We start from the raw sequence: 22,354 nt of genomic DNA, 5'->3' as shown, positions 1-22,354 counted from the left end.
CGAGAATGCCCGTCAATTCCGATCTCGCGATCCAACCGCCCGCCGATGTCCTGCTCGAACGCTCTTTCGCGCTCGCGGACGAAGTCGCCACCAACGCATTCGGCGCGCGTTTCGCGCAGGCGATCGAAAGCATGCGCGGCATGCAGCAAAAAGCGCGGCAACACGCGTCGGGCGCGAGAGACGATCAGGCATTCCACGGACTGCATGTACAACTCGTCGGCGACCTCGGCGCCGGCAAAACCACACTCGTGCGCGCGACCTTGCGCGGCCTCGGCCACATCGGCCGCGTGCGCAGTCCGACGTACACACTCGTCGAACCGTATGTGCTCGAGCGGCCCGCAGGGGAACTCGCGCTCTATCACTTCGATCTGTACAGATTCACCGATCCGGCCGAATGGGCCGACGCGGGCTTTCGCGAGTACTTCGACAGCGGCGCGGTCTGCCTCGTCGAATGGCCGCAACGCGCAGGGCGTCTGTTAGGCGTGCCGGATCTCGTCTTCTCGCTCGAGCTGGACAGCGAGGGCGACGGCCGGGTGCTCGTCGCACGGGCATACAGCGAATCAGGAAAGGCATGTCTCGAAAGATGTTGATCAAACCGTTCCGCTCGATCGAATCGGCGGCGACCGCAACGCATAACTGGCGGCGCCGGCAGATTCTGCGCGCGGGCGCCTCCACGCTGGTGCTCGGCCTCGTTGCGCCGCGTCTCGCGCGAGCCAGTTCCGTGCTCGGCGTGCGCGTCTGGCCGGCGCGGGATTACACGCGCGTGACGATCGAATCGGATCAGCCTTTGCAAAACACCCAGCAGCTGTTGCAAGGCCCGGACCGGCTGGTAGTCGATCTGAACGGCCTCGATCTCGATCAGGCGCTCAAGGATCTGGTGTCGAAGATCACGCCGAACGATCCGCAAATTCAGTCGGTGCGCGTCGGCCAATATCAGCCGCATGTCGTGCGAATGGTGTTCGACCTGAAGGGTTCGGTAAAGCCGCAGGTGTTCACGCTGACGCCGGTCGGCGCGTACAAGTACCGGCTCGTGTTCGACCTGTACCCCGCCGTCGCGCCCGATCCGCTGATGGATCTGCTCGCGCAGACCGAGCGCAAGGAACAGAGCCTGAACGAAAACAGCGCACCGCCGGCCACGCTGAGCGGCCCCGGCACCACGCCGCCCACCGCCGACAACAGCGAAGCGTTCTTCGAGCGCTACGCGCAGAACGGCAGCAGCGGGTCCGCGTCCAACGTGCCGCGTCCGCCGGTGCACATCACGCCGGCACCGGCGCCCGTTCCGCCGATCCTGGGCAAGCCCTCAGCGCCGGCTACGCCGGCGGCGCCGCCCACCGCGATTGCCCGCAACAAAGGGGGCAGCAGTGGTAGCACCAGCAGTGGCACCAGCGGCGGCATCAATGGCGGCGACAGCGACGGCGACGATACCTACGCGTTCACCGCGCCCAAATCCGGCAAGAGCAACACCGTGCGTCTCCTGACTGTCGCGATCGACCCTGGCCACGGCGGCGAAGACCCGGGCGCAATCGGCGGCTCGGGTACGTACGAGAAACACGTCGCACTCGACATCGCCAAGAAGCTGCGCGCGAAGATCGATGCGCAGCCGAACATGCGCGCGATGATGACGCGCGACGCCGACTTCTTCGTGCCGCTGAATGTGCGCGTGCAGAAAGCGCGGCGTGTCGGCGCGGACCTGTTCGTGTCGATCCACGCCGACGCATTCACCACGCCCGATGCGAAGGGCTCGTCGGTATTCGCGTTGTCCGACCACGGCGCGTCGAGCGCGGCCGCGCGCTGGATGGCGAACAAGGAGAACTCGTCGGACCAGATCGGCGGGATCAACATCAAATCGGCCGACGCAACCGTCAACCGCGCGCTGTTCGATATGTCGACCACCGCGCAGATTCGCGATTCGATGCGCTACGGCAACTTCGTGCTGAAGGAAATCGGCGGCATCAACAAGCTGCACAAGGGTTCGGTCGAACAGGCGGGGTTTGCGGTGCTGAAGGCGCCGGACATTCCGTCGATCCTTGTGGAGACCGCCTTCATCAGCAATCCGGACGAAGAGCGGCGCCTGAACGACGACGCCTATCGCGACAAGATGGCCGATGCGATCATGAACGGCATCAAACGCTATTTCGCGGCAAATCCTCCGTTGGCGAAAAACCGCATGACTTGATGCCGCGGCGTGTCGCCGCGCGGCGCTATGTCATGTCACCGTCATGTCATTCACGTCACGACTCGCGCGATAGAAAAACGGCCGCTCGAGGCGGCCGTTTTTTCAACTCCGTCACGATGCACCGGCGATCAGCGTGCCGGCGATAGCCGTTGCACGACCCAGCCGCCAAACACATTCACCGCCAGCCCCGCCATCACCAGCAGCGCGCCGACGACCTGCTCGGCGGACAACCGCTCGTCGAGCAACAGCGACGCCGACGCCAGCCCGACAATCGGCACCAGCAGCGAAAACGGCGCCACCTGGCTCGCCGGATAGCGCGACAACAGCCTGCTCCACAGGCCGTAACCGAGCAGCGTCGCGATGAACGCAAGGTACACCACCGCGAAGATCGACATCGCGCCGATGCCGGACAACGCTGCGACGATCCGCTGCGGCCCCTCGAATGCATACGAGAGCGCTAAAAACGGCAACGGAGGAATCAGACTGCCCCACACCACCAGTCCGACCAGATCGACATTGCCGACCTTCTTGGTGACGATGTTGCCGAGCGCCCAGCAACACGCGGCACACAGCGTGAGGACGAAGCCGGCGAGCGTCATCGCGTGGCCGCCTTGCAGGCCGATCACCGCGAGGCCGCCCGCCGCGATCAGCAGACCGACGACGTTCGATACGCGAAAGCGCTCGCGCAGAAACAGCGCCGCGAAAATCAGCGTGAAAAACGCCTGCGCCTGCAACACGAGCGAAGCAAGCCCGGCCGGCATGCCGACATACATCGCCGAGAACAGAAAGGCGAACTGGCCGAACGAGATGGTCGCGCCGTACACGAGCAGCCAGCGCCACGGCATCCGCGGCCGTTTGACGAAAAACACCGCCGGCACCGCCGCGAGCGTGAAGCGCAACGCGCCGAGCAGCATCGGCGGCACGCCATGCAGGCCCACCTTGATCACGACGAAATTGACGCCCCACGCGACGACGACGACCAGCGCGAGCAGTAGGTCCCTGGGCGACATCCCAGTCTCCGTTTAATTGTTGAAGCTGGCAGTGTAGCGGAGCCGGAAGCGTCTAGCGCTCGCGCGCACTACGGATTCCCGGAACGCTTGATCGCTGGGTAACCTGATCGCCTGATCGCTGGGTCGCTGGGTCGCCGGACCGCTGGAGCGCCGGAACGCCGGACCGCCGGACCGCCGCAAACCGCAGCATTTGGCGCACCGCAGTAGAATCGTCTACTGAGCCCCCAAGCCACCCTTCCCAGCCGAGCCAGTCCATGTCCTCTTCGATCAAAGCAGTCCTCAAGCCGCATCTGCGCGACGTCGGCAATCTCACCGTGCGGCGTGTATTGCCGGCCATGGCGGCGCGCCTGATCGGCCCGTTCATCTTCTTCGACCACATGGGCCCCGCCACGCTCGAACCCGGTGTGGGTCTCGACGTGCGGCCGCACCCGCACATCGGCCTCGCGACCGTCACATATCTGTTCGAAGGCTCGATCATGCATCGCGACAGCCTCGGCTCGGAGCAGAAGATCCTCCCCGGCGACGTCAACTGGATGACCGCCGGCCGCGGCATCGTCCATTCCGAGCGCACGCCGCCTGAAGACCGCGCGAGCGGTCAGACGATGCACGGCATCCAGACGTGGGTCGCGCTGCCGCTCGCCGACGAAGACACCGAACCGTCCTTCGCTCATCACGCGGCGGATACGCTGCCGGTGGTCGAGCGCAATGGCGTCACGCTGCGCGTAATCGCCGGCACGGCGTTCGGCGAAACCTCGCCGGTCACGACATTTTCCGGCACGCTCTATGTCGCCGCGCAGTTCGCGCCGGGCGGCGCCTTCGCGCTCGAACCGGAGCACGAGGAACGCGGCGTCTATCTGGCGGAAGGCGATCTGGAGATCGACGGCACACCGCTCGAAGCGGGCCAGATGGCCGTGCTGGCGCTCGACGAAACCGTCACGCTCGCCAGCACCCACGGCGCGCGCGTGATGCTGCTCGGCGGCGAGAAACTGGACGGCGAGCGCTTTATCGAGTGGAATTTCGTCGCCAGTTCGCGGGAAAAAATCGAGGCCGCCAAGACCGCCTGGACGAATCAGGAAATGGGCAAGGTGCCGGGCGAAACCGAATGGATTCCGCTGCCGGTGCGCAAATGAGCGTCAATGAGCGCAAGGCGCATTGAATTCGCGGTGCTCGGCCCCAACTAAATCAATAATCCGTTTTATCGACGAGGACGCAATGGACACCACTCTGGCCACTTTCGAAAAAGACGTCATTACCGCGTCGACGCTGGCCCCTGTGCTGGTCGATTTCTGGGCGCCGTGGTGCGGCCCCTGCAAGACGCTCGGCCCGATGCTGGAAAAGCTCGAAGCCGAAGCCGCCGGCAAATGGAAGCTGGTGAAGGTGAACGTCGAAGAGAATCAGGAACTGGCGGCGCACTTTCAGGTGCGCAGCATTCCGCACGTCATGGCGTTTGCCGACGGCCGGCCGGTCGATCAGTTTGTCGGCGTGCTGCCGGAAGGTCAGCTGCGCGAGTTTCTCGACCGCCTCGTGCCGCAAGGCGCGGATGTGGCGCGCATGGAAGCGCAGGCCGCGCTCGCCGAAGGCCGCCGCGAAGACGCATACGAAGCGCTGCAAGCCGCGCTCGCCTACGATCCAGGCTTCGACGAAGCGCGCATGGACCTGATCGAACTGCTGCTGCAAGACAATCGGATCGACGAAGCCCGCAATGAAGTCGACTTGCTGTCGCCGACAACCACCCAAGGCATCGACCCGCGCTTCAACGCGATCAAGACCCGCCTCGACGCCGCGGATGCCGCAGCGGATCTGCCGCCCACCGACGCACTCGAAGCCCGCGTGGCCGCGGACCCGGCCGATCTCGAAGCACGCTTCGATCTGGCTAGCGCGCTGATCGCCCGCCGCAATTACGCGGGCGCACTCGAGCATCTGCTGGCGATCGTGCAGCGTGATCGCACGTTCCGCGACGACATCGGCCGCAAGACGATGCTCTCGGTGTTCGATCTCGCCGCGCACCAGCCGGAGCTGGTGTCGCAGTGGCGGCGCAAGCTGAGCGCGTCGCTGTTTTAATTTTGTGCCGTGTTCAGGCGCGGCCTGTTTGACCTATGCGCCGCGCCTGAACCTGCCGCCGCTTCATGGCCGCTTCATGGCCGCTTCATGGCCGCCTCATGGCCGCTTCATGGCCGCCGTTTTGACCGACGCTTCAACCTCAGCTTCAACCCGCCGTTACCAGAGGAGCGCCTTTACCAGAGCGCATTTAGCAGAACTATCCCGCCTGTTTCGCCAACGCCCGCAACACATGCGCGGCCGCCGCAAAACCGAAGCTCGCGGTCACACACACGCTCGAACCGAACCCCGCGCAATTCAGACCGACCGGCCCCGTATGTCCCGGCGACGTGCTCACGTGCTCGGCTTCCTCATCGATATCGCAGACGGCTGCTTCCGGATAGATCAGAGGCTCGTCTGAATACACCGCGCTCACCTTGAACTTCGCTTTCGGACCTCGCGGAAAGCCGTGCTGTTTGCGCAATTGCCCACGTACTTTCGACAGCAACGGGTCCTGGATCGTCAGCGCGAGATCGTCGATGCGAATGCGCGTGGGGTCCAGTTGGCCGCCCGCGCCGCCCACCGTGATCAACGGCAGCTTCTTCTCGACACACCAGGCGATCAACGCGGTTTTCGTGCGCACGCTGTCGATCGCATCGATCACGTAATCGAAATCGCCGCCAAGCGTCGAGGCGAAATTATCCGGCTCGACGAAGTCTTCCACCAGCCGCACATCGCAAAACGGATTGATCGCCGCGATGCGTTCAGCCATCGCCTCGACCTTCGGTTTTCCGTAGTTGCCGTCGAGCGCGTGGATCTGTCGGTTAGTGTTGCTCTCGGCGACGTTGTCGAGATCGATCAGCGTCAGCGTGCCGACCGCGCTGCGCGCGAGAGCCTCCGCAACCCACGAGCCGACTCCGCCGATTCCGATCACCGCGACGTGCGCACGCTCGAACGCAGCGAGCGCCGACGCGCCATACAGCCGGGCGATACCGCCGAAGCGCCGCGCGCGATCGGCGGTTTCACTCCCGTCGAGGCTGGTAGTAAGATCAAATTGCGTGGTGGCGCTGGGCATGATGGAAGGCTCGTTGAAAAGCAGGCAAACAGACAGTGGCAACGCTCAGTGATGCCGCTGAGTAACAACACTCAGTGACGCCACTTAGGCGTTCGCAGCCGTATTTTGCCTGATCGCGCTCAAACGCATTGCGCGCGCTAACTGGCGGCGCCAAACCTTGACCGGCCCGCGCGCAAAAATTTCGCTCCTTAGCTATACTGGCCGGACTGTAGCGTTCGCATAAGAAAATGACCACACTCGCCGAACTTCGTAAAAATTATTCGCTTGGTTCGTTGGACATTGCCGATGTCGACCGCAACCCGTTCCGTCAATTCGAAGCGTGGTTCGCACAAGCGGTCGAAGCCAAACTGCCCGAGCCGAATACGATGACACTGGCCACGGTCGACTCGCGCGGCCGGCCGTCGGCGCGCATCCTCCTGATCAAGGGCGTCGACGAGCGCGGCTTTGTGTTCTTCACCAACTACCAAAGCCGCAAGGGCCGCGAACTCGCCGCCAATCCGTATGCGAGCCTGCTGTTCTACTGGATCGAGCTCGAACGCCAGGTGCGGATCGAGGGCCGCGTCGTCAAGACCAGCGCAGAAGAAAGCGACGCGTATTTCGCGTCGCGCCCGCTCGGTTCCCGTATCGGTGCGTGGGCATCGAATCAAAGTCAGATAATTGAAAGCCGTTCGCAACTCGAAACACGCGAACGTGAAATCAGCCTGCAATACGGCGACCAACCGCCGCGCCCGCCGCATTGGGGCGGCTATCGTCTGGTACCCGAAGCAATCGAATTCTGGCAAGGCCGGCCGTCGCGTTTGCACGACCGCCTGCTCTACACGCGTTCAAGCGAAAGCAGCGACTGGCACATCGCACGCCTATCGCCTTGAATCGGAACATGACGTCTCCGTGCACGCCGCCAACCAGGCCGCGTGCGCGAGAGGCGCGGAGCGCGCCACTTCGCGGCATAGGAGTCACGCCGCGGTGAGCGGCGGTCCACACAGGCTTTGCTTTAATTCAATGGACACGGAGAAATCACATGTTCTGGGAGAAGAAGCTGGCGCAGTGGGTGGAAGACGTAAAAACCAGGGCGAATCTGCCGGCGCGCCTTGTGTTGTGGGACGGCCAGCAACATGACTTCGGGCAGTTTGCCGCGCCCCAGGTCACGCTGCACGTGAAGAGCGCCACGGCGCTGCCCTACCTGCTCGAACCGAGCCTCGACAATCTCGGCGAGGCGTACGTGAAGGGCAAGATCGACATCGAAGGCAAGCTGTCGGACATCATCAACATCAGCTATCAGCTCGCACGCAACACGGTCACCAGCGCCAGCAAGCTGGCGCGCGTGCGGCGCTACTTCAATCACTCGAAGTCGTCGGACAAGAAGGCGATCCAGTATCACTACGACGTCTCGAACGAGTTCTACAAGCTGTGGCTCGACGAGAACATGGTGTACTCGTGCGCGTACTTCGAGAACGGCGACGAAGATCTCGCCACCGCGCAGATCAAGAAGATCGACCACATCCTCACCAAAATCCAGTTGCAGCCCGGGCAGCGCCTGCTCGATATCGGCTGCGGCTGGGGCGCGCTCGTGTTGCGCGCGGCGCAGAAGTTCGGTGCGAAGTGCGTGGGCGTGACGCTGTCGCAGAACCAGTTCGATCTCGCCACCGCGCGCGTGAAAGCCGCGGGTCTCGAAGACCAGATTGAGATTCGTCTGCAGGATTACCGCGACGTCGAAGGGCAGTTCGATCGCATCACGAGTGTCGGCATGTTCGAACACGTGGGCCGTAAGAATCTGCCGGCTTACTTCGAAAAGATCCGCGATCTGCTGGTGGACGACGGCATCGCGATGAATCACGGCATCACGTCGAGCGATGCGGAGAGCGGCGAGACCGCGCTCGGCGGCGGCGAGTTCATCGACCGCTACGTGTTCCCGGACGGCGAACTGCCGCACATCAGCCTCGCGCTCGAATCGATGCAGCGTGGCGGGCTCGAGGCGGTTGACGTCGAAAGTTTGCGCCGTCACTATGCGCACACGCTGGACATCTGGGCGGAAAACTTCGAGACGCACGCGGAAGAAGCCCGCAAGCTGGTCGACGACGAAAAATTCCGCATCTGGCGCGTGTATCTCGCAGGCTGCGCGTACGCGTTCGAAAACGACGACGTCTCGATCTACCAGGTGGTGTGCCGCAAAGCCGGCCGCAGCGCGAAAACCTTGCCGTGGTCGCGCCGTGACATGTACGACAAACCGCTGTGATACGGTTGCCCCGCGGCGACGTGTCGAATCCAGGTGCATCCGGATACATGAGCAGGAGCCACGGCGCAAACTTTAAACAGCAGGTCGAGCATCGATGGATCAGAGCGGGACGAGCGAAGTTGAACAATCCTTGAATGTCGAGCACGGCGAGAATGCCGAAGCCGTGCAGTTCGATCTGTTTGGGATGCCAGTGGAGCACACGCCGGCATCGGCGGCGCCTGCTGCCGGGGGCACGCTCCAGCGCCCGTCCGCCGATGCCGCGACCGCGGCCGCAACGTCAGCAAGCGCAACGCCTTCCGATACAGCGCAGCCTGAGCGGCGGCGTCAGCCGCGTGCAAAAGCAAGCGGCGCCGTCACGCTTTGGCAGGAAGAGGACGCGCCGGACATCGCCGCTGAGCCCGACTCCGCCGCCTCGCCGGCCCTTGCCGACGCCCACAGGAAACGCCGCGCCCGCGACGTCGTGGCCGCCCCGCCTTCGGCAGAGCTTCTCGCCCTTGCTGCCGAACTGCCGCCGCAGGTCCATCTCGGCACCTCGACATGGTCGTTTCCGGGCTGGAACGGCATCGTCTACGGCGACGAATACAGCAACAGCAAGCTCTCGCGCGACGGTCTCAGCGCCTACGGCGCGCATCCGCTTCTGAAGACCGTCAGCATCGACCGGTCGTTTTACCAGGCGCTCACGGTCACCGAGTACTTGCGCTACGCGCAGCAGGTGCCGGACCACTTCCGCTTCATCGTCAAAGCGCCGATGACGATCACCGACGCCACCGTTCGTGCCGAACGCGGCGAGCCGGTTTCGCTGAACCCATGCTTTCTGAATGCGCACATGGCGATCGACGAGTTCGTGACGCCTTGCCTCGCAGGCCTCGGCGCGAAGGCCGGCGCGCTGGTATTCCAGCTCTCGCCGTTGCCGGATCAGATGGTCGCGCAGCCGGCCGTGTTCATCGAACGCCTGGCCGAGTTCCTGACGGCGTTGCCGACGCTGTCGGCAGGCACCTGCTACGCGGTCGAAATCCGCGACGCGAGTTTGCTGACGCCGCGCTTCATCCGCACGCTGAAAGCGGCGGGCGTGCGGTATTGCGTGGGGATTCATGCGCGCATGCCGGACCCGCTGCGCCAGGCGGCTGCGCTCGCGCTGCTCGACGGCGAGCCGGCCGGGCCGCTGATCGTGCGCTGGAGTCTGCACGGCGGCTCCAAATACGAGCAGGCGAAGGCCAGGTACGAGCCGTTCAACCGGCTCGTCGACCAGGACCCGTCCACCCGCGCCGCGCTCGCCGAACTGGCCGCGCGCTACGCGCTGGCCGGCCAGCCGGTGGTGATCGCGGTCAACAACAAGGCGGAAGGTTCGGCGCCGTTAAGCTGCGTGGAGCTGGCGCGCGCGATCGTCGAAGCGTACGCGCGCCTCGCTCATGAGCATGAGCCGCAGCCGCAGCCGCAGCCGCAGCCGCAGCCGGACGAGAATGAGTCCTGCGAAGGCGAAGGCGAAGACGACCGCGAACGCGAAGGCCAGCTCAGCAAGCAAGGCTGAACAGCACTGCGCCGGCAAGCGCCTGACGGCCAGGCCAACAAGCGGCTAACCGAGCCACCGCCCAGGCCATCCCTTGCCTTTAACGGCCAGGGCACGCCGCTCAGCTCGCCCTGATCCGATGCGCGAACTTCTGACGAAACTTCGCGACCTTCGGCGCCACCACGAACGAGCAGTACCCCTGATTCGGATGCTGCGCGAAGTAGTCCTGGTGATAGGCCTCGGCCGGCCAGTAGTTGTCGTCGAGCGGCAGCACCTGAGTGACGATCTGGCCGTCGTAGATCCCTTCGGCGCCGATCTCGCGAATCGCCTCCAGCGCCGTTTCGCGCTGCGCGTCGGAGTTCGTGAAAATCACTGAACGGTATTGTGTGCCGACGTCGTTGCCCTGCCGGTTCAACTGGGTCGGATCGTGGATCGCGAAGAAAATGTCGAGAATCTCGCGATAACTGATTTTCGCCGGATCGAAATCGACGTTCACGACTTCCGCGTGACCGGTCTCGCCGTCGCAGACCTGCTCGTAGGTCGGATGCCGCGTCTGGCCACCCGCATAGCCCGATTCCACCGAATTCACGCCCTCGACGCCCAGATACACCGCTTCGAGACACCAGAAACACCCGCCACCGAGGGTGGCGACTTCGCCTGTCTGACTCATGCTGCTCGCTCCTTGATTCTCATAGTCCGCCGATGCCGGTTGGTCGCCCGCCGCTCGCTCGATATCTGCTTGCCCGCCACACTCGTACCGCGATCGAGAATTTCCAGCTTAGCGGTTTTTCCACTCAACGGCAGGGGTCGCGGCCAGTCCGCCGCGATTGCAGTTAAAATTGGGACAAATCGACGATTTTCACTATGACTTTCGAATCATTTGTTTCCGGCCACGCGCACGATGAGTTCACCCGGGAGTTCTCCCGGCTTGCGCCGAAGGCTGCCGTCCAATGAAGCGCGCCAGCCCGCCTAACTTCGACCAGGCCGCCTTCAAACAGGCGCTCAGCCAATTCGCCACAGGCGTCACCGTGATCACCACGCGCGCGGCGTCCGGCCAGCTGATCGGCATCACCGCCAGCTCGTTCAATTCGGTCTCGCTCAATCCGCCGCTCGTGTTGTGGAGCCTCGCGACGCGCTCGGCGTCGATGCCGGTGTTCCGGGCGAACAGTCATTATGTCGTCAACGTGCTGGCCGCTTCGCAGCTCGATCTGTGCAAGCGCTTCGCCACCGTGAAGGGTGACCGCTTCGAAGGCGTGTCGCATGCCGAAGGCGACACCGGCATGCCGGTGCTCGACGGTGCGCTCGCGTGGTTCGAATGTCATAACCGCAGCCGCTACGAAGAAGGCGACCACGTGATTTTCGTCGGCGAGGTGGAACGCTGCGGCGTGCACGAGAACGCCGCGGAAATCGCGCCGCTGATCTTCCAGAACGGCCAGTTCCACGGACTCAAATCGATTTGAACGCCACGCCGCCGCGTAGTGCAAGCAAAGCCGGCGGCAGCCTGACTCAGTTGTGCGGCGCGCTATGGCCGCTGGTTTTCGTCACAAGCGACACGGGCACGCCCGAATCTTCCTTCAGTGTCTGCAGCACGATATTCGAGCGAATATCCATCACGCCCGGCGCCGTATACAGGCGTTGCAGCACGAAATCCGAATAGTGTTTGAGATTGTGCGCGAGCACCCGCAGCAGGTAATGGGTCTCGCCGGTCACGACAAACGCGCCGACCACTTCCGGCCAATCCCGCAGCGCTTCCGCAAAGCGCTCGTGCCAGTTCTGCTGGTCGTTGCGCATCGACACCTGCACGAACGCCTCCAGTTCGAAACCCAGCACCTCGCGGTTCAGACACGCGCGGTAATGCTCGATGACGCCCTGCTCTTCCAGCAGACGCAGGCGCCGTAGACACGCCGACGGCGAGAGCGAGATGCGCTCCGCCAGGTCGAGATTGCTGATCCGTCCTTCTTGCTGAAGCACCGTCAAGATACGGCAATCGGTGGCGTCGAGCGAGATCGCGTTCATATTCGGTCTCCCTTTCCCATTTGTCTCAAATTATGTTCCAAGACAAGGCGAGGAAGGAGATTTTTTCGCAATCACATTTCGCAACAAGCCGCCTATCATTCCCCAATAGACACCTCTAGCCACTGGAGACATGGACACACTCTGGGACATCACCCCCGCCGTCGATACCGCGACGCCGGTCTGGCCGGGCGACACGCCGGTCGGCATCGAACGCGTGTGGCGCATGGAGGCGGGCTCGCCCGTCAACGTCGCGCGGCTGACGCTGTCGCCGCACACCGGCGCCCACACCGACGCGCCGCTGCACTACGACGCCGAAGGCGCCGCGATCGGCCAGGTGCCGCTCGATGCTTACCTTGGCCGCTGCCGCGTGATTCATTGCATCGGCGCTTCGCCTGTTGTGACGCCACAACACCTGGCCGGCTCGCTCGATGCTCTGCCGCCGCGCGTCTTACTGCGCACTTACAACAACGCACCGACCACCGCCTGGGACAGCGCGTTCTGCGCGGTCGCGCCGGAAACCATCGACTTGCTGGCTGCCCGCGGCGTGAAGCTGATCGGCATCGACACGCCGTCGCTCGATCCGCAGGAATCGAAGACGATGGACGCGCACCAGCGGATTCGCGCGCATCGGATGGCGATCCTCGAAGGCATCGTGCTGGACGCCGTTGCGCCCGGCGACTATGAACTGATCGCGCTGCCGCTCAAGCTGACCACGCTCGATGCGAGCCCTGTGCGCGCCGTGTTGCGCGCCTTGCCCGAGTCGCTGTCCACAGCGTTGCCCGACTCTCTCTGATCACGCCGATCTCTCTGACTGGACCACCATGAACCACCGTGACGAAGCACTGGCGCTCGACCGCGCCGACCCGCTTGCCGCCCTGCGCGACCAGTTCGCGCTGTCGCCGGCGACCATCTACCTGGACGGCAACTCGCTCGGCGTGCCGCCGGCCGCCGCCGCTCAGCGCGCGCAGACCGTGATCGGCGCCGAATGGGGCGAAGGCCTCATCCGGAGCTGGAATACCGCCGGCTGGTTCGCACTGCCGCGGCGCCTCGGCAACAAGCTCGCGCCGCTGATCGGCGCGGCCGACAACGAAGTGGTGGTCACCGATACGATTTCGATCAACCTCTTCAAGCTGCTCTCGGCGGCCGTGCGCGTGGCCAACGCGCGCGATCCGAAGCGCCGCGTGATCGTCTCCGAGCGTTCGAATTTCCCGACCGACCTGTACATCGCGCAAGGGCTGATCGAGCAGCTCGACCGCGGCTACGAATTGCGCCTCGTCGACGACCCATCCGAGTTGCCCGCCGCGATCGGCGACGACACGGCCATCGCGATGATCACGCACGTGAACTACCGCACCGGCTACATGCACGACATGGCCGCGCTGACGAAACTGATTCATGACAAGGGCGCACTCGCGCTGTGGGACCTCGCGCATTCGGCGGGCGCGGTGCCGGTCGATCTGAACGGCGTCGGCGCCGACTACGCGGTGGGCTGCACGTATAAGTATCTGAACGGCGGCCCGGGTTCGCCGGCCTTCGTGTGGGTGCCGCAGCGTCATCAGAACGAGTTTGCGCAGCCGCTGTCCGGCTGGTGGGGACATCGCGCGCCGTTCCGGATGGACCCGGCGTATCAGCCCGACGACGGCATCGGCCGCTTCCTGTGCGGCACGCAGCCGATGGTATCGATGGCGCTGGTCGAATGCGGACTCGACGTGTTCCTGCAAACCGACATGCAGGCGGTCCGCAAGAAGTCGCTGGCGCTGACCGATCGGTTCATCGAACTGGTCGAAGCGCGTTGCGGCGAATTTCCGCTCACGCTCGTGACGCCGCGCGAGCATGCGCAACGCGGCTCGCATGCGAGCTTCGAGCATCCGCATGGTTACGAGGTGATGCAGGCGTTGATCGCGCGTGGCGTGATCGGCGACTATCGCGAGCCGCACGTGTTGCGCTTCGGATTTACGCCGCTGTATACGCGCTTTGTCGATGTGTGGGATGCGGTGGAAACGCTGCGCGACGTGCTGACGCAAGAGACCTGGCGGGCACCTGAATTTGCCGCGCGCGGCGCTGTGACCTGAGGAGCACTCGATGACCGATCATATGCAAACACCTGGTCTGCCGGAAGAGAAACCGGCGCAGGGTTGCCCGTTTGGGCATGGCAGCGGTGCGGCGGGTGCTGGTGCTGGTGCTGGTGCTGGTGCTGGTGCTGGTGCTGGTGCTGCTTCCGGCGAAGGCTGGCACGACGCGCAGCTCGATTTTTCGGAGTCGATGAGTTACGGCGATTATCTGTCGCTGGGGACGGTGCTGAATGCGCAGCATCCGTTGTCGCCGGATCACAACGAGATGTTGTTCATCATTCAGCATCAGACGAGCGAACTGTGGATGAAGCTCGCGTTGTATGAATTGCGCGCGGCGCTGAAGGCGGTGCATCGTGACGAGTTGCCGCCGGCGTTCAAGATGCTGGCGCGGGTCTCGCGGATCATGGAGCAGCTCGTGCAGGCATGGAGCGTTCTCGCGACGATGACGCCGTCCGAGTACACGGCGATGCGGCCTTACCTCGGTAGTTCCTCCGGGTTTCAGTCTTATCAGTATCGGCAGATCGAGTTTTTGCTGGGGAATAAGAATGACCAGATGCTCAAGCCGCATGCGCATCGGGCTGAGGTTTTTGCCGAGGTGAAGGCATCGCTGGAGGCGCCTTCCTTCTATGACGAAGTCGTCCGGTTGTTGGCTCGTCGCGGGTTTGCCATTTCACCTTCCAGGTTGGAGAGGGATTGGACTCAGCCTACTACTCATGACGCTTCCGTCGAGGCCGCCTGGCTCGAGGTTTATCGGAATCCTTCCCAGCATTGGGAGCTGTATGAGATGGCTGAGGAACTCGTCGATCTCGAAGATGCTTTTCGCCAATGGCGGTTCCGGCATGTGACTACCGTTGAGAGGATTATTGGGTTTAAACAGGGCACTGGCGGGACGAGTGGGGCGCCGTATCTGCGCAAGATGCTGGATGTCGTGTTGTTTCCTGAGCTTTGGCATGTGAGGACGATGTTGTAGGTTTTTGCTTTTTGGTTTTTTCCTACGCGGCGCCTTGGTTGTACGCCTGCGGCGGCCAACGCCGTAGGCATACAGCTAGAAAAACCCACCGCCGCAGGCAAACCAGCGAATGCCACCGCCAAAGGCAAAAAATCTCACCTGGCGGTATACCCGCCATCGATTGGCAAACAAACCCCGCTAATCATGGAAGCCGCCTCACTGAGCAAAAACGCGACCGGCATTGCCACTTCAAAAGGCTCGGCAAAGCGCCGCAAAGGAACAGCCATCAAAGCGGGCTCTCTCCTGGCAGGATCGCTCCATGCCTGCACCGCCATAGGCGTCAACGTCACAGTCGGGTTGACGCTATTGATCCGAATGCCGAAGGGCCCTAACTCGACACACAAGGAGCGAGTAACAGCGTCAAGCGCCGCCTTGGAAGCCGAATAACTCAAATGATCATCCAGCGCCACAAGCGCGGCTTGACTGGAAACATTCACAATGCTGCCGGCGCGCCTGCCCGCGATCATCCCGCGCGCGACGTGCCGCGCAACCAGCACCGCGCCACGCGCATTCACCGCCATCACACGATCAAAACTAGCCCCGGTGGTATCCACCGCGCGCTCGAGCAAAGCAATCCCCGCACAATTCACCAGCCCATCAAACGCATTGAGCGATCCCAGCGCTTCGTCAATAGCGGCTTCATCGCTCACGTCGAGCACCAGCGGCTCGCAGCCCGTCTCCTCAGCCAATCGCGCGAGCTCGTTCACGTTCCGCGCCGCCGCAATCACACTCGCGCCACTGGCGCACAAGACCTCGACGGTCGCTCGTCCAATCCCGCTCGATGCGCCCGTAACAAGAATCGAGCGGCCGGAAAAATCGAAAGTAGTGTTCATGATGTCTGCAACCGATGCATCACCGGCTTCAACGCCGGATACAAATCCGTATAAACGCCGAATCGCCGTTCATACAAAACCATTTGCGCGGCGTCAGGCTCAGCGCGCTCGATCAACGTCACCCACCCGCCTTGCGCCTCCTCGCGCGAAATCAACCCGACGCCCACCGCAGCCAGCAACGCCGCCCCCATGGCCGCCTCCACTTCCTGTGCGATCGTGTAGACCGGATAGCCGGTGATGTCGGCAATGATTTGCATCCACAGATCCGAATGCGCAGCGCCGCCGACCACGATCAATTTGTCGTCCAGCGACTGCGCGCCTTTGCGCCCCGCTTCGATGTTGTGCTTCAACGCAAACGACACACCCTCGAGCACCGCCCGATACAGATGCGCTCGCGTGTGAAACAAACTCAAGCCGACAAACGCGCCGCTTGCCCTGGCATCCCATACAGGACTGCGCTCGCCCATCAGATACGGCAAAAACATCACGCCGTCGGCACCCGCCGGAATCCTGCAAGCCGCTTCTTCGAGCAAACGATGCGGATCGCCGTGCGGCGTCGCGCGCGCGGCTTCAGTCTCCGCATGACAGAACTGCTCGCGATACCACGTCACCGACGCACCGGCCGTAATCGCGCCGCCGAAAATGTAGATGTCGCGCTGGCCGTTGAACACATGCGGCATGCTGATCAAACCATGCCGCGCATCGACGCTCTGATTGATATAGCCCCAGCACATACTGGTGCCGATCATCGCGACGTGCTGCCCCGCGCGCGTCACGCCCGCGGCGAACGTCGCCACCGCCGCATCGACGCCGCCCGCGACGATCGCCGTCCCCGCTTCGAGTCCCAGCTGTTCGGTCCACTGCGACAGCAATCCGCCCACCACGTCCGACGCTTCCACCAGCCGCTCCGGCATCATCGTCGCAGGAATGCCGAGCATGTCGAGCGCTTCGTCGGACCAGTCACGCTTCGCGATGTCGTAGATGCCGCCGATGTTGCCCGCCGAACTATGGTCGACGGCCACTTCGCCGGTCAGCCTGTAGATCACGTACGCATTGGGCGGCAGGAAGTAACGCGTATGCGCCCACACGTCCGGCTCCTGATCGCGCAGCCACAGCATCTTCGTGTAGCCGTAATAGCTGTCCACGCCGTTGCCGGTAATCGTATGGAGCCGTTCGAGATCGACGTTGTTGCGCACCCATTCGACCTGGTCGGTCGCACGCCGGTCCATCCAGATCAGACACGGATAAAGCGGCCGCATGTCGCTATCGACCGGAATGCCCGAACCGCCGTACAGACTGCTCACGCATACCGCCTTGATCGACTTCGCCGCGACGCCCGCCTCCTGCGCCTTTCGCACGCACGCGGCGACGCACTCCACCACCGCCTTCAACCACACCGCCGGCCACTGCTCGGCCCATAGCGGCTTGGGCGTATCCGGCTGATAGCTCGACGCATGCTGCGCGACAATCGCGCCGTGCTGATCGACCAGCAGCGCCTTGGTGCTCTGCGTGCCGATATCGACGCCGATGACGTAGTCCATAAAGTCTCCGTTAAGTGCCGCTTATTCCGAGCGTTCAGGCACGCGGCTTCATCAATACCTTGATCGAGTCGAGCGAGTTGGCGACCTTGATCGCCTCGTCCCATTCTTCCAGCGAAAAGCCGTGCGTGACAACCCCTTTCGACGTGACGAGCCCGCGCGCCAGCAGATCGATGGCGATCGGATAGCAGTATGGACCGAGATGCGCGCCGCGCACGTCGAGTTCCTTGCGATCGCCGATCACCGACCAATCCAGTGTGGTCTCCGCGCCGAACACGGAAAACTCGACGAAACGCCCGAGCTTGCGAATCATGTCCATGCCCTGGTTGACGCCGATCGGCGCACCGGTCGTTTCAATGTAGACGTCGCAACCGTAGCCGTCAGTCAGCGATCGGACGATGGCCAGCGCGTCGTCCCGCTTCGGATCGATCGTCACGTCGGCGCCGTATTCGCGCGCGAGCGCAAGACGCTCTTCAACCAGGTCGATCACCACCAGTTTCTTCGGCGTCTTCAGATGCGCGACTTGCGTCATCATCAGACCGAGCGGTCCGGCGCCCGCGATCACCACTACGTCGTCGAGTTGCAGGTCGCCGCGATTCACCGTGTGAATGGCGCACGCCAGCGGCTCGATGATCGCGGCGTCTTCGAGCGAAATGCCGTCGGGGATCTTGTGGACGATCGCAGTGGGCGGAATGCGCATGTATTCGGCCATGCCGCCGTCCGCCACTTCGCGCTGGAAGCCGAAGATGTTGTGCACCTCGCACATCCAGTACTGACCGGATTTGCAATAGCGGCACTTGCCGCATGGCACGATCTGTTCGGCGATCACGCGGTCGCCGGTTTTTACGCCGAAGTGTTCGGCCGCGCCCTCGCCGATTTCCTCAACGAAACCGAAGAACTCGTGGCCCGGAATCACCGGCGCTTTGACCCACGGACTTGGGCCGCCCCAGAACATCTTCGCGCCCGAATGGCATTTGCAATCGCTTGCGCAAATTCCACACGCGGCGATGCGGATCACGAGTTCATGGGTTCGCGCACGGGGCCGGATTACCTGCTCGACGCGATAGTCTTTCGGCGCGTGACAGACGATGGCTGTCATGTTCTGCTTGTCGGTTTGCGAGTCGTAGTGGTTCGTCATTGCATGGTCCTGCTTAAGAAGGGAAGTCAGTGGAGAGTTACTTTCTGCGGTCGCGGCTGATGTAGATCGCGAGCAAGATGATTCCGCCCTTGATCACGTTCTGCACATAAGGATTCACGCCGACCATGTTCAGCCCGTTGTTCAGCACGCCGAGCAACAGCGCGCCGATCAACGTGCCGATGATCGAGCCGCGCCCGCCGGAGATCGACGTGCCGCCCATCACCACCGCGGCGATGGCGTCGAGTTCGAAGCCGACGCCCGCGTTCGGCTGGCCGCTCATCAGGCGCGCGGTCAGCACGATCGCGGCGAAGGCGGACGTCAATCCGGCGAGCGTGTAGACAATCAGCTTCACGCGCGCCACCCGCACACCGGACAGACGCGTGGCCTGCTCATTGCCGCCGATCGCGTACACGTAACGGCCGAACGGCATGCGTTCGAGCAACACCCACGCAATCGCATAGATCACCACCATGATCACCACCGGCGCCTGGATGCCGAACATCTTGCCGCTGCCGAAGAAGCTGACCCAATCCGGCAACCCGTCGATCGGATAGCCGCCCGTGTAGATCAGCGCGAGACCGCGCGCGATCCCCATCGTCGCGAGCGTGACGATGATCGGCGGCATGCCGGCGTAGGCGACGAAGAAACCGTTCGCCGCGCCGAAGCCCAACCCCACCGCGACACCTGCCGCCAGCGCAGCCGCGGCATTCATCCCGGCGACCATCAAGCCGGCCGCGAGCGTGCCCGCGAGAGCCATCACCGATCCGACCGACAGATCGATCCCGCCGGTCAGAATCACGCACGTCATGCCGACAGCGATGATCGCGTTGATCGACACCTGGCGCAGCACGTTCTCCAGATTCGCGCCGGACAAAAAGCTGTCGCTCGCGAACACCATGACGAGACAGACCACCAGCAAACCGATGAACGGGTAGAACAGCGTCGAGCGTTTCAACGCGGCCCACATGACGCGCATCGGCGCCCCCGGCGTGTCCCCCGATCCCCCACCTTCGGGGCGGGGGACTTCCTTCGGGGCGCCCCCCAAGAGGACTTCCTTCGGAGCGTCGCCGCTGACGGTCGGCGTTTTCGGCGAAGAAAAAGGATTAGGCGTGTTCATGTGTCGCTCCACGGGTGCCGGCTGTTGCATAGGTCATCACGGCGTTCGAGTCGATCTCGCCGCCTTCGAGCAGCGCTTCGATGCGGCCTTGCCGGAACACGGCGACGCGGTCGCACATGCCGACGATCTCCGGCAGTTCGGACGAGATCATGATGATCGAGTAGCCGCGCGCGGTGAGTTCGCGCATCAGCAGATAGATTTCGGCTTTGGCGCCGACGTCGATGCCGCGCGTCGGTTCGTCGAAGATCAGGATGTGGGTGTGGTGATTCAGCCAGCGCGCGATCACCACCTTCTGCTGATTGCCGCCTGACAGCGTTGCGACCTCGGTATGCATCGTCGGTGCCTTCACGCCGACGCGCTTCATGATGTCCGCGGTCGCGCGTGCTTCGCTGCGCTGGTCGATGAAGAAACGCAGCGAACGATATTTGCCGAGGTTGTTGATCGAGATGTTCTGCCTGATCGAGAAACCGGTGATCAGGCCTTCGGTCTTGCGGCTTTCGGGCAGGATGCCGACGCCGGCTCGCAACGCGTCGGCGGGATCGGCCAGCTTCGCGGCCGTGCCGTTGATGCGGATCTCCTTCACGTAAGCCGGGTCCGCGCCGATCACGGCCAGCGCGGTCTCCGTGCGGCCCGAACCGACCAGTCCGGCGAAGCCGAGAATCTCGCCTTCACGCAGCGTAAAGCTCAGCACCGGGCTGTCTTTACGCAATTGCAGCTTGCCGACTTCGAGCACGATGTTCGCGTCGGCGCGCAACGGCGGCTTCGGCGGAAAGCTGCTTTCGAGGCGGCGCCCCACCATCATCTCGACCAGGCGGCTCACATCGGATTGCGCGACCTCGGTCATGCCGACGTATTGGCCGTCGCGCAACACCGTAATGCGGTCGCACACTTCGAAAATTTCTTCGAGGTGATGCGAGATGAAAATCATCGCGACGCCCTGCTTCTTCAGGTCGCGCATGATCGCGAACAGATGCTCCGCTTCCGCGGGGGTGAGCGTTGCGGTCGGTTCGTCGAGAATCAGAATGCGCGCTTGCAGCGACAACGCCTTGCCGATTTCAACGAACTGCTGCTGCGCGACCGACAACTCGCGAATCGGCACCGCCAGATCGATCGCCACGCCGAGCCGCTCGAAAATCTCCGCCGCTGCGCGCCGCATCTTGCCGCGTTCGAGCAGACCCAGGCCGTTCTTCAACTCGCGGCCGAGAAACATGTTCTCCACCGCGTTCAGATACGGAATCAGGCTGAACTCCTGAAACACGATGCCGACGCCCGCGGCGACCGCATCGTGATAGTTCGTGAAGTGGCGGGCTTCGCCTTCGATCGTGATCGTGCCTTCATCCGGCTGATAGATGCCGCACAGGATTTTCATCAGCGTCGACTTGCCCGCGCCGTTTTCGCCGAGCAATGCGTGAATCTCGCCGCGCGCGATCTCGAGATGAATGCCTTGCAGCGCCTTCACGCCGGGAAAGCTTTTGGTGATGTTGTCGAGCTTGAGTATCGTGTCCATCGGGTCCTCCTCTACCGCGAGCTGCCGCGCTTTGACGAAAGAGCACGGCAACCCGCATTCGGCTTACCAGCTGAAGCCCTTGGCGTTGCTCTTGTCGACCATCTTCACGTCGACCGGAATCGCTTTCGGCACATTGGCGCCCCACTTCTTCGCCAACGCGACGCCGAGCGCAATGCGCACCTGGTCAGCCGGGAACTGCGCGGAGGTTTCGATGAACTTCGAATTCGGTTTCTGGATCGCGGCAATCGCTTCCGGCGCGCCGTCGACACTGGTGAGCTTGATATCCTTGCCCGACGATTCGATTGCCGAGAGCGCACCCATCGAGCCGCCGTCGTTCACGCTGAACACGCCCTTCAGATTCGGATGCGCCTGAATCATGTTCTCGGTGACCGACAGCGCCGTCGCACGTTCCTGCTTGCCGTTCTGCGTATCGACGAGCTTCACGCCCGGCGCTTTCGCGAGCGCCGCCTTGCAGCCGCGCACGCGTTCGAGAATCGGCACGACCGGAATGCCGTCGAGAATCGCCACTTCGCCGCTGCCGCCAAGCGACTTCGCGAGGTACTCGCAAGCCATCTGCCCCGCGTCGAAATTCTTCGAGCCGACAAACGAATCGACCGGACCGTTCGCGTTCGCGTCGACGGCGACCACCACCACGCCCGCCTTCTTCGCTGAGCTCACCGCCGACTGAATGCCGGTCGAGTCGGTCGGATTCACGAGCAGAATGTCGATCTTCTTTTGCAACATGTCTTCGACGTCGCTGACCTGTTTGCTGACGTCGTGATGCGCGTCGGTGACAACCACCGTGGCGCCCATCGTCCCCGCCGCTTCGTTCAACGCCTTTTGCATCGTCACGAAGTACGGGTTATTGAGCTCCTGGAACGTCATGCCGATTTTCAGCGGCGTGGCTTGCGCAGCCGGCGCGGCGATGAACGACAGGCCGAGCGCGAGCGTCGCGAAGGTCTTCAACGATGCCTGCTTCGAGGTGAATTGCGTCATGGTTGTCTCCGTTATTTAAAAGTGAGCACGTCCCTCGCGCTGTCCTGGACAGCGCGATGCGTGTTGAAACGCGGGTGAAGTGAAACGCTT

At 63.2% G+C, this 22,354-nt stretch carries 21 protein-coding genes; 11 read left to right on the top strand and 10 right to left on the bottom strand.

Going from position 1 to position 22,354, the window contains the following annotated elements; all coding sequences use genetic code 11:
• Nucleotides 1-5: 5 nt before the first annotated feature.
• Both tsaE and AC3WLT_RS03150 read left to right on the top strand, forming a co-directional pair.
• The gene (gene tsaE, locus AC3WLT_RS03155; RefSeq protein ID WP_492590478.1) at nt 6-590 is read left to right on the top strand and encodes a tRNA (adenosine(37)-N6)-threonylcarbamoyltransferase complex ATPase subunit type 1 TsaE; all 585 of its coding nucleotides are present in this window, start codon (nt 6-8) and stop codon (nt 588-590) included.
• Nucleotides 572-2,176: an N-acetylmuramoyl-L-alanine amidase gene (locus AC3WLT_RS03150; protein WP_492590477.1), complete on the top strand. Its 1,605-nt coding sequence runs from the start codon at nt 572-574 to the stop codon at nt 2,174-2,176. The genes tsaE and AC3WLT_RS03150 overlap by 19 nt, the downstream gene beginning before the upstream one ends.
• Nucleotides 2,177-2,304: 128 nt before the next feature.
• Here the strand turns inward: AC3WLT_RS03150 and AC3WLT_RS03145 are convergent, their stop codons facing one another.
• Complete coding sequence (locus AC3WLT_RS03145) at nt 2,305-3,186, bottom strand: EamA family transporter (protein ID WP_492590476.1); 882 nt, start codon at nt 3,184-3,186, stop codon at nt 2,305-2,307.
• Nucleotides 3,187-3,440: 254 nt separating this feature from the next.
• Between AC3WLT_RS03145 and AC3WLT_RS03140 the strand changes: the two genes are divergently transcribed.
• Together AC3WLT_RS03140 and trxA are read left to right on the top strand one after the other, a co-directional pair.
• Nucleotides 3,441-4,316, top strand: coding sequence for a pirin family protein (locus AC3WLT_RS03140; RefSeq protein ID WP_492590475.1), 876 nt, complete (start codon nt 3,441-3,443; stop codon nt 4,314-4,316).
• An 82-nt stretch (nt 4,317-4,398) separates the two neighbouring features.
• The gene (trxA, locus tag AC3WLT_RS03135) at nt 4,399-5,247 is read left to right on the top strand and encodes a thioredoxin (protein WP_492590474.1); all 849 of its coding nucleotides are present in this window, start codon (nt 4,399-4,401) and stop codon (nt 5,245-5,247) included.
• A 196-nt stretch (nt 5,248-5,443) separates the two neighbouring features.
• Here the strand turns inward: trxA and tcdA are convergent, their stop codons facing one another.
• Complete coding sequence (tcdA, locus tag AC3WLT_RS03130; RefSeq protein WP_492590473.1) at nt 5,444-6,298, bottom strand: tRNA cyclic N6-threonylcarbamoyladenosine(37) synthase TcdA; 855 nt, start codon at nt 6,296-6,298, stop codon at nt 5,444-5,446.
• A gap of 227 nt (nt 6,299-6,525) precedes the next feature.
• Between tcdA and pdxH the strand changes: the two genes are divergently transcribed.
• The 3 genes from pdxH (at nt 6,526) to AC3WLT_RS03115 (ending at nt 10,059) form a co-directional block, all read left to right on the top strand.
• Nucleotides 6,526-7,167 carry a pyridoxamine 5'-phosphate oxidase gene (gene pdxH, locus AC3WLT_RS03125; RefSeq protein WP_492590472.1) on the top strand — a complete coding sequence of 214 codons (642 nt, stop codon included), beginning with the start codon at nt 6,526-6,528 and terminating at the stop codon, nt 7,165-7,167.
• Between the two features lie 149 nt (nt 7,168-7,316).
• The gene (locus AC3WLT_RS03120; RefSeq protein WP_492590471.1) at nt 7,317-8,531 is read left to right on the top strand and encodes a class I SAM-dependent methyltransferase; all 1,215 of its coding nucleotides are present in this window, start codon (nt 7,317-7,319) and stop codon (nt 8,529-8,531) included.
• Between the two features lie 94 nt (nt 8,532-8,625).
• Nucleotides 8,626-10,059 carry a DUF72 domain-containing protein gene (locus AC3WLT_RS03115; protein ID WP_492590470.1) on the top strand — a complete coding sequence of 478 codons (1,434 nt, stop codon included), beginning with the start codon at nt 8,626-8,628 and terminating at the stop codon, nt 10,057-10,059.
• A gap of 100 nt (nt 10,060-10,159) precedes the next feature.
• On the opposite strand, the gene msrA is transcribed toward AC3WLT_RS03115, so the two are convergent.
• Complete coding sequence (gene msrA / locus AC3WLT_RS03110) at nt 10,160-10,708, bottom strand: peptide-methionine (S)-S-oxide reductase MsrA (protein WP_492590469.1); 549 nt, start codon at nt 10,706-10,708, stop codon at nt 10,160-10,162.
• Nucleotides 10,709-10,988: 280 nt separating this feature from the next.
• Here msrA and AC3WLT_RS03105 point away from each other — a divergent pair, with 280 nt between their 5' ends.
• Nucleotides 10,989-11,498: a flavin reductase family protein gene (locus tag AC3WLT_RS03105; RefSeq protein WP_492590468.1), complete on the top strand. Its 510-nt coding sequence runs from the start codon at nt 10,989-10,991 to the stop codon at nt 11,496-11,498.
• A gap of 46 nt (nt 11,499-11,544) precedes the next feature.
• On the opposite strand, the gene AC3WLT_RS03100 is transcribed toward AC3WLT_RS03105, so the two are convergent.
• Entirely contained in the window at nt 11,545-12,054 is a 510-nt protein-coding gene (locus AC3WLT_RS03100; RefSeq protein WP_492590467.1) for an Lrp/AsnC family transcriptional regulator, read from the bottom strand.
• A 130-nt stretch (nt 12,055-12,184) separates the two neighbouring features.
• Between AC3WLT_RS03100 and kynB the strand changes: the two genes are divergently transcribed.
• The 3 genes from kynB to kynA are packed head-to-tail and all read left to right on the top strand — an operon-like array spanning nt 12,185 to nt 15,096.
• Nucleotides 12,185-12,847 (top strand): arylformamidase, encoded by a 663-nt coding sequence (gene kynB / locus AC3WLT_RS03095; protein ID WP_492590466.1) that lies wholly within the window; start codon nt 12,185-12,187, stop codon nt 12,845-12,847.
• 28 nt (nt 12,848-12,875) lie between these two features.
• Nucleotides 12,876-14,126 carry a kynureninase gene (kynU, locus tag AC3WLT_RS03090; RefSeq protein ID WP_492590465.1) on the top strand — a complete coding sequence of 417 codons (1,251 nt, stop codon included), beginning with the start codon at nt 12,876-12,878 and terminating at the stop codon, nt 14,124-14,126.
• A gap of 10 nt (nt 14,127-14,136) precedes the next feature.
• Nucleotides 14,137-15,096 (top strand): tryptophan 2,3-dioxygenase, encoded by a 960-nt coding sequence (kynA, locus tag AC3WLT_RS03085; RefSeq protein WP_492590464.1) that lies wholly within the window; start codon nt 14,137-14,139, stop codon nt 15,094-15,096.
• A gap of 134 nt (nt 15,097-15,230) precedes the next feature.
• On the opposite strand, the gene AC3WLT_RS03080 is transcribed toward kynA, so the two are convergent.
• The 6 genes from AC3WLT_RS03080 to AC3WLT_RS03055 form a co-directional block, all read right to left on the bottom strand.
• Nucleotides 15,231-15,968 (bottom strand): SDR family oxidoreductase, encoded by a 738-nt coding sequence (locus AC3WLT_RS03080; RefSeq protein ID WP_492590463.1) that lies wholly within the window; start codon nt 15,966-15,968, stop codon nt 15,231-15,233.
• The gene (locus tag AC3WLT_RS03075) at nt 15,965-17,509 is read right to left on the bottom strand and encodes an FGGY-family carbohydrate kinase (RefSeq protein ID WP_492590462.1); all 1,545 of its coding nucleotides are present in this window, start codon (nt 17,507-17,509) and stop codon (nt 15,965-15,967) included. Before AC3WLT_RS03075 ends, AC3WLT_RS03080 begins: the two co-directional genes overlap by 4 nt.
• Nucleotides 17,510-17,543: 34 nt before the next feature.
• Nucleotides 17,544-18,644, bottom strand: coding sequence for an alcohol dehydrogenase catalytic domain-containing protein (locus AC3WLT_RS03070; RefSeq protein ID WP_492590461.1), 1,101 nt, complete (start codon nt 18,642-18,644; stop codon nt 17,544-17,546).
• Between the two features lie 37 nt (nt 18,645-18,681).
• The gene (locus tag AC3WLT_RS03065) at nt 18,682-19,761 is read right to left on the bottom strand and encodes an ABC transporter permease (protein WP_492590460.1); all 1,080 of its coding nucleotides are present in this window, start codon (nt 19,759-19,761) and stop codon (nt 18,682-18,684) included.
• Nucleotides 19,748-21,268 carry a sugar ABC transporter ATP-binding protein gene (locus AC3WLT_RS03060; RefSeq protein WP_492590459.1) on the bottom strand — a complete coding sequence of 507 codons (1,521 nt, stop codon included), beginning with the start codon at nt 21,266-21,268 and terminating at the stop codon, nt 19,748-19,750. Before AC3WLT_RS03060 ends, AC3WLT_RS03065 begins: the two co-directional genes overlap by 14 nt.
• Nucleotides 21,269-21,331: 63 nt before the next feature.
• The gene (locus tag AC3WLT_RS03055; protein ID WP_492590458.1) at nt 21,332-22,264 is read right to left on the bottom strand and encodes an ABC transporter substrate-binding protein; all 933 of its coding nucleotides are present in this window, start codon (nt 22,262-22,264) and stop codon (nt 21,332-21,334) included.
• Between the last annotated feature and the right edge of the window lie 90 nt (nt 22,265-22,354).

The organism is Paraburkholderia sp. FW306-2-2C-D06C, from assembly GCF_058781505.1.
Note: the sequence above shows the minus strand (reverse complement) of the source record. Positions and strands in the feature narration are given on the sequence as shown.

What these genes read in the sequence shown, in the direction of transcription:
- AC3WLT_RS03140 (WP_492590475.1), top strand. Translation starts at nt 3,441, where the DNA reads ATGTCCTCTTCGATCAAAGCAGTCCTCAAGCCGCATCTGCGCGACGTC.
- AC3WLT_RS03065 (WP_492590460.1), bottom strand. Translation starts at nt 19,761, where the DNA reads ATGAACACGCCTAATCCTTTTTCTTCGCCGAAAACGCCGACCGTCAGC.
- AC3WLT_RS03120 (WP_492590471.1), top strand. Translation starts at nt 7,317, where the DNA reads ATGTTCTGGGAGAAGAAGCTGGCGCAGTGGGTGGAAGACGTAAAAACC.
- kynU (WP_492590465.1), top strand. Translation starts at nt 12,876, where the DNA reads ATGAACCACCGTGACGAAGCACTGGCGCTCGACCGCGCCGACCCGCTT.
- AC3WLT_RS03145 (WP_492590476.1), bottom strand. Translation starts at nt 3,186, where the DNA reads ATGTCGCCCAGGGACCTACTGCTCGCGCTGGTCGTCGTCGTCGCGTGG.
- AC3WLT_RS03105 (WP_492590468.1), top strand. Translation starts at nt 10,989, where the DNA reads ATGAAGCGCGCCAGCCCGCCTAACTTCGACCAGGCCGCCTTCAAACAG.
- pdxH (WP_492590472.1), top strand. Translation starts at nt 6,526, where the DNA reads ATGACCACACTCGCCGAACTTCGTAAAAATTATTCGCTTGGTTCGTTG.
- AC3WLT_RS03150 (WP_492590477.1), top strand. Translation starts at nt 572, where the DNA reads ATGTCTCGAAAGATGTTGATCAAACCGTTCCGCTCGATCGAATCGGCG.
- trxA (WP_492590474.1), top strand. Translation starts at nt 4,399, where the DNA reads ATGGACACCACTCTGGCCACTTTCGAAAAAGACGTCATTACCGCGTCG.
- AC3WLT_RS03075 (WP_492590462.1), bottom strand. Translation starts at nt 17,509, where the DNA reads ATGGACTACGTCATCGGCGTCGATATCGGCACGCAGAGCACCAAGGCG.
- kynB (WP_492590466.1), top strand. Translation starts at nt 12,185, where the DNA reads ATGGACACACTCTGGGACATCACCCCCGCCGTCGATACCGCGACGCCG.
- AC3WLT_RS03080 (WP_492590463.1), bottom strand. Translation starts at nt 15,968, where the DNA reads ATGAACACTACTTTCGATTTTTCCGGCCGCTCGATTCTTGTTACGGGC.
- AC3WLT_RS03060 (WP_492590459.1), bottom strand. Translation starts at nt 21,268, where the DNA reads ATGGACACGATACTCAAGCTCGACAACATCACCAAAAGCTTTCCCGGC.
- tsaE (WP_492590478.1), top strand. Translation starts at nt 6, where the DNA reads ATGCCCGTCAATTCCGATCTCGCGATCCAACCGCCCGCCGATGTCCTG.
- kynA (WP_492590464.1), top strand. Translation starts at nt 14,137, where the DNA reads ATGACCGATCATATGCAAACACCTGGTCTGCCGGAAGAGAAACCGGCG.
- AC3WLT_RS03070 (WP_492590461.1), bottom strand. Translation starts at nt 18,644, where the DNA reads ATGACGAACCACTACGACTCGCAAACCGACAAGCAGAACATGACAGCC.
- AC3WLT_RS03100 (WP_492590467.1), bottom strand. Translation starts at nt 12,054, where the DNA reads ATGAACGCGATCTCGCTCGACGCCACCGATTGCCGTATCTTGACGGTG.
- AC3WLT_RS03115 (WP_492590470.1), top strand. Translation starts at nt 8,626, where the DNA reads ATGGATCAGAGCGGGACGAGCGAAGTTGAACAATCCTTGAATGTCGAG.
- msrA (WP_492590469.1), bottom strand. Translation starts at nt 10,708, where the DNA reads ATGAGTCAGACAGGCGAAGTCGCCACCCTCGGTGGCGGGTGTTTCTGG.
- AC3WLT_RS03055 (WP_492590458.1), bottom strand. Translation starts at nt 22,264, where the DNA reads ATGACGCAATTCACCTCGAAGCAGGCATCGTTGAAGACCTTCGCGACG.
- tcdA (WP_492590473.1), bottom strand. Translation starts at nt 6,298, where the DNA reads ATGCCCAGCGCCACCACGCAATTTGATCTTACTACCAGCCTCGACGGG.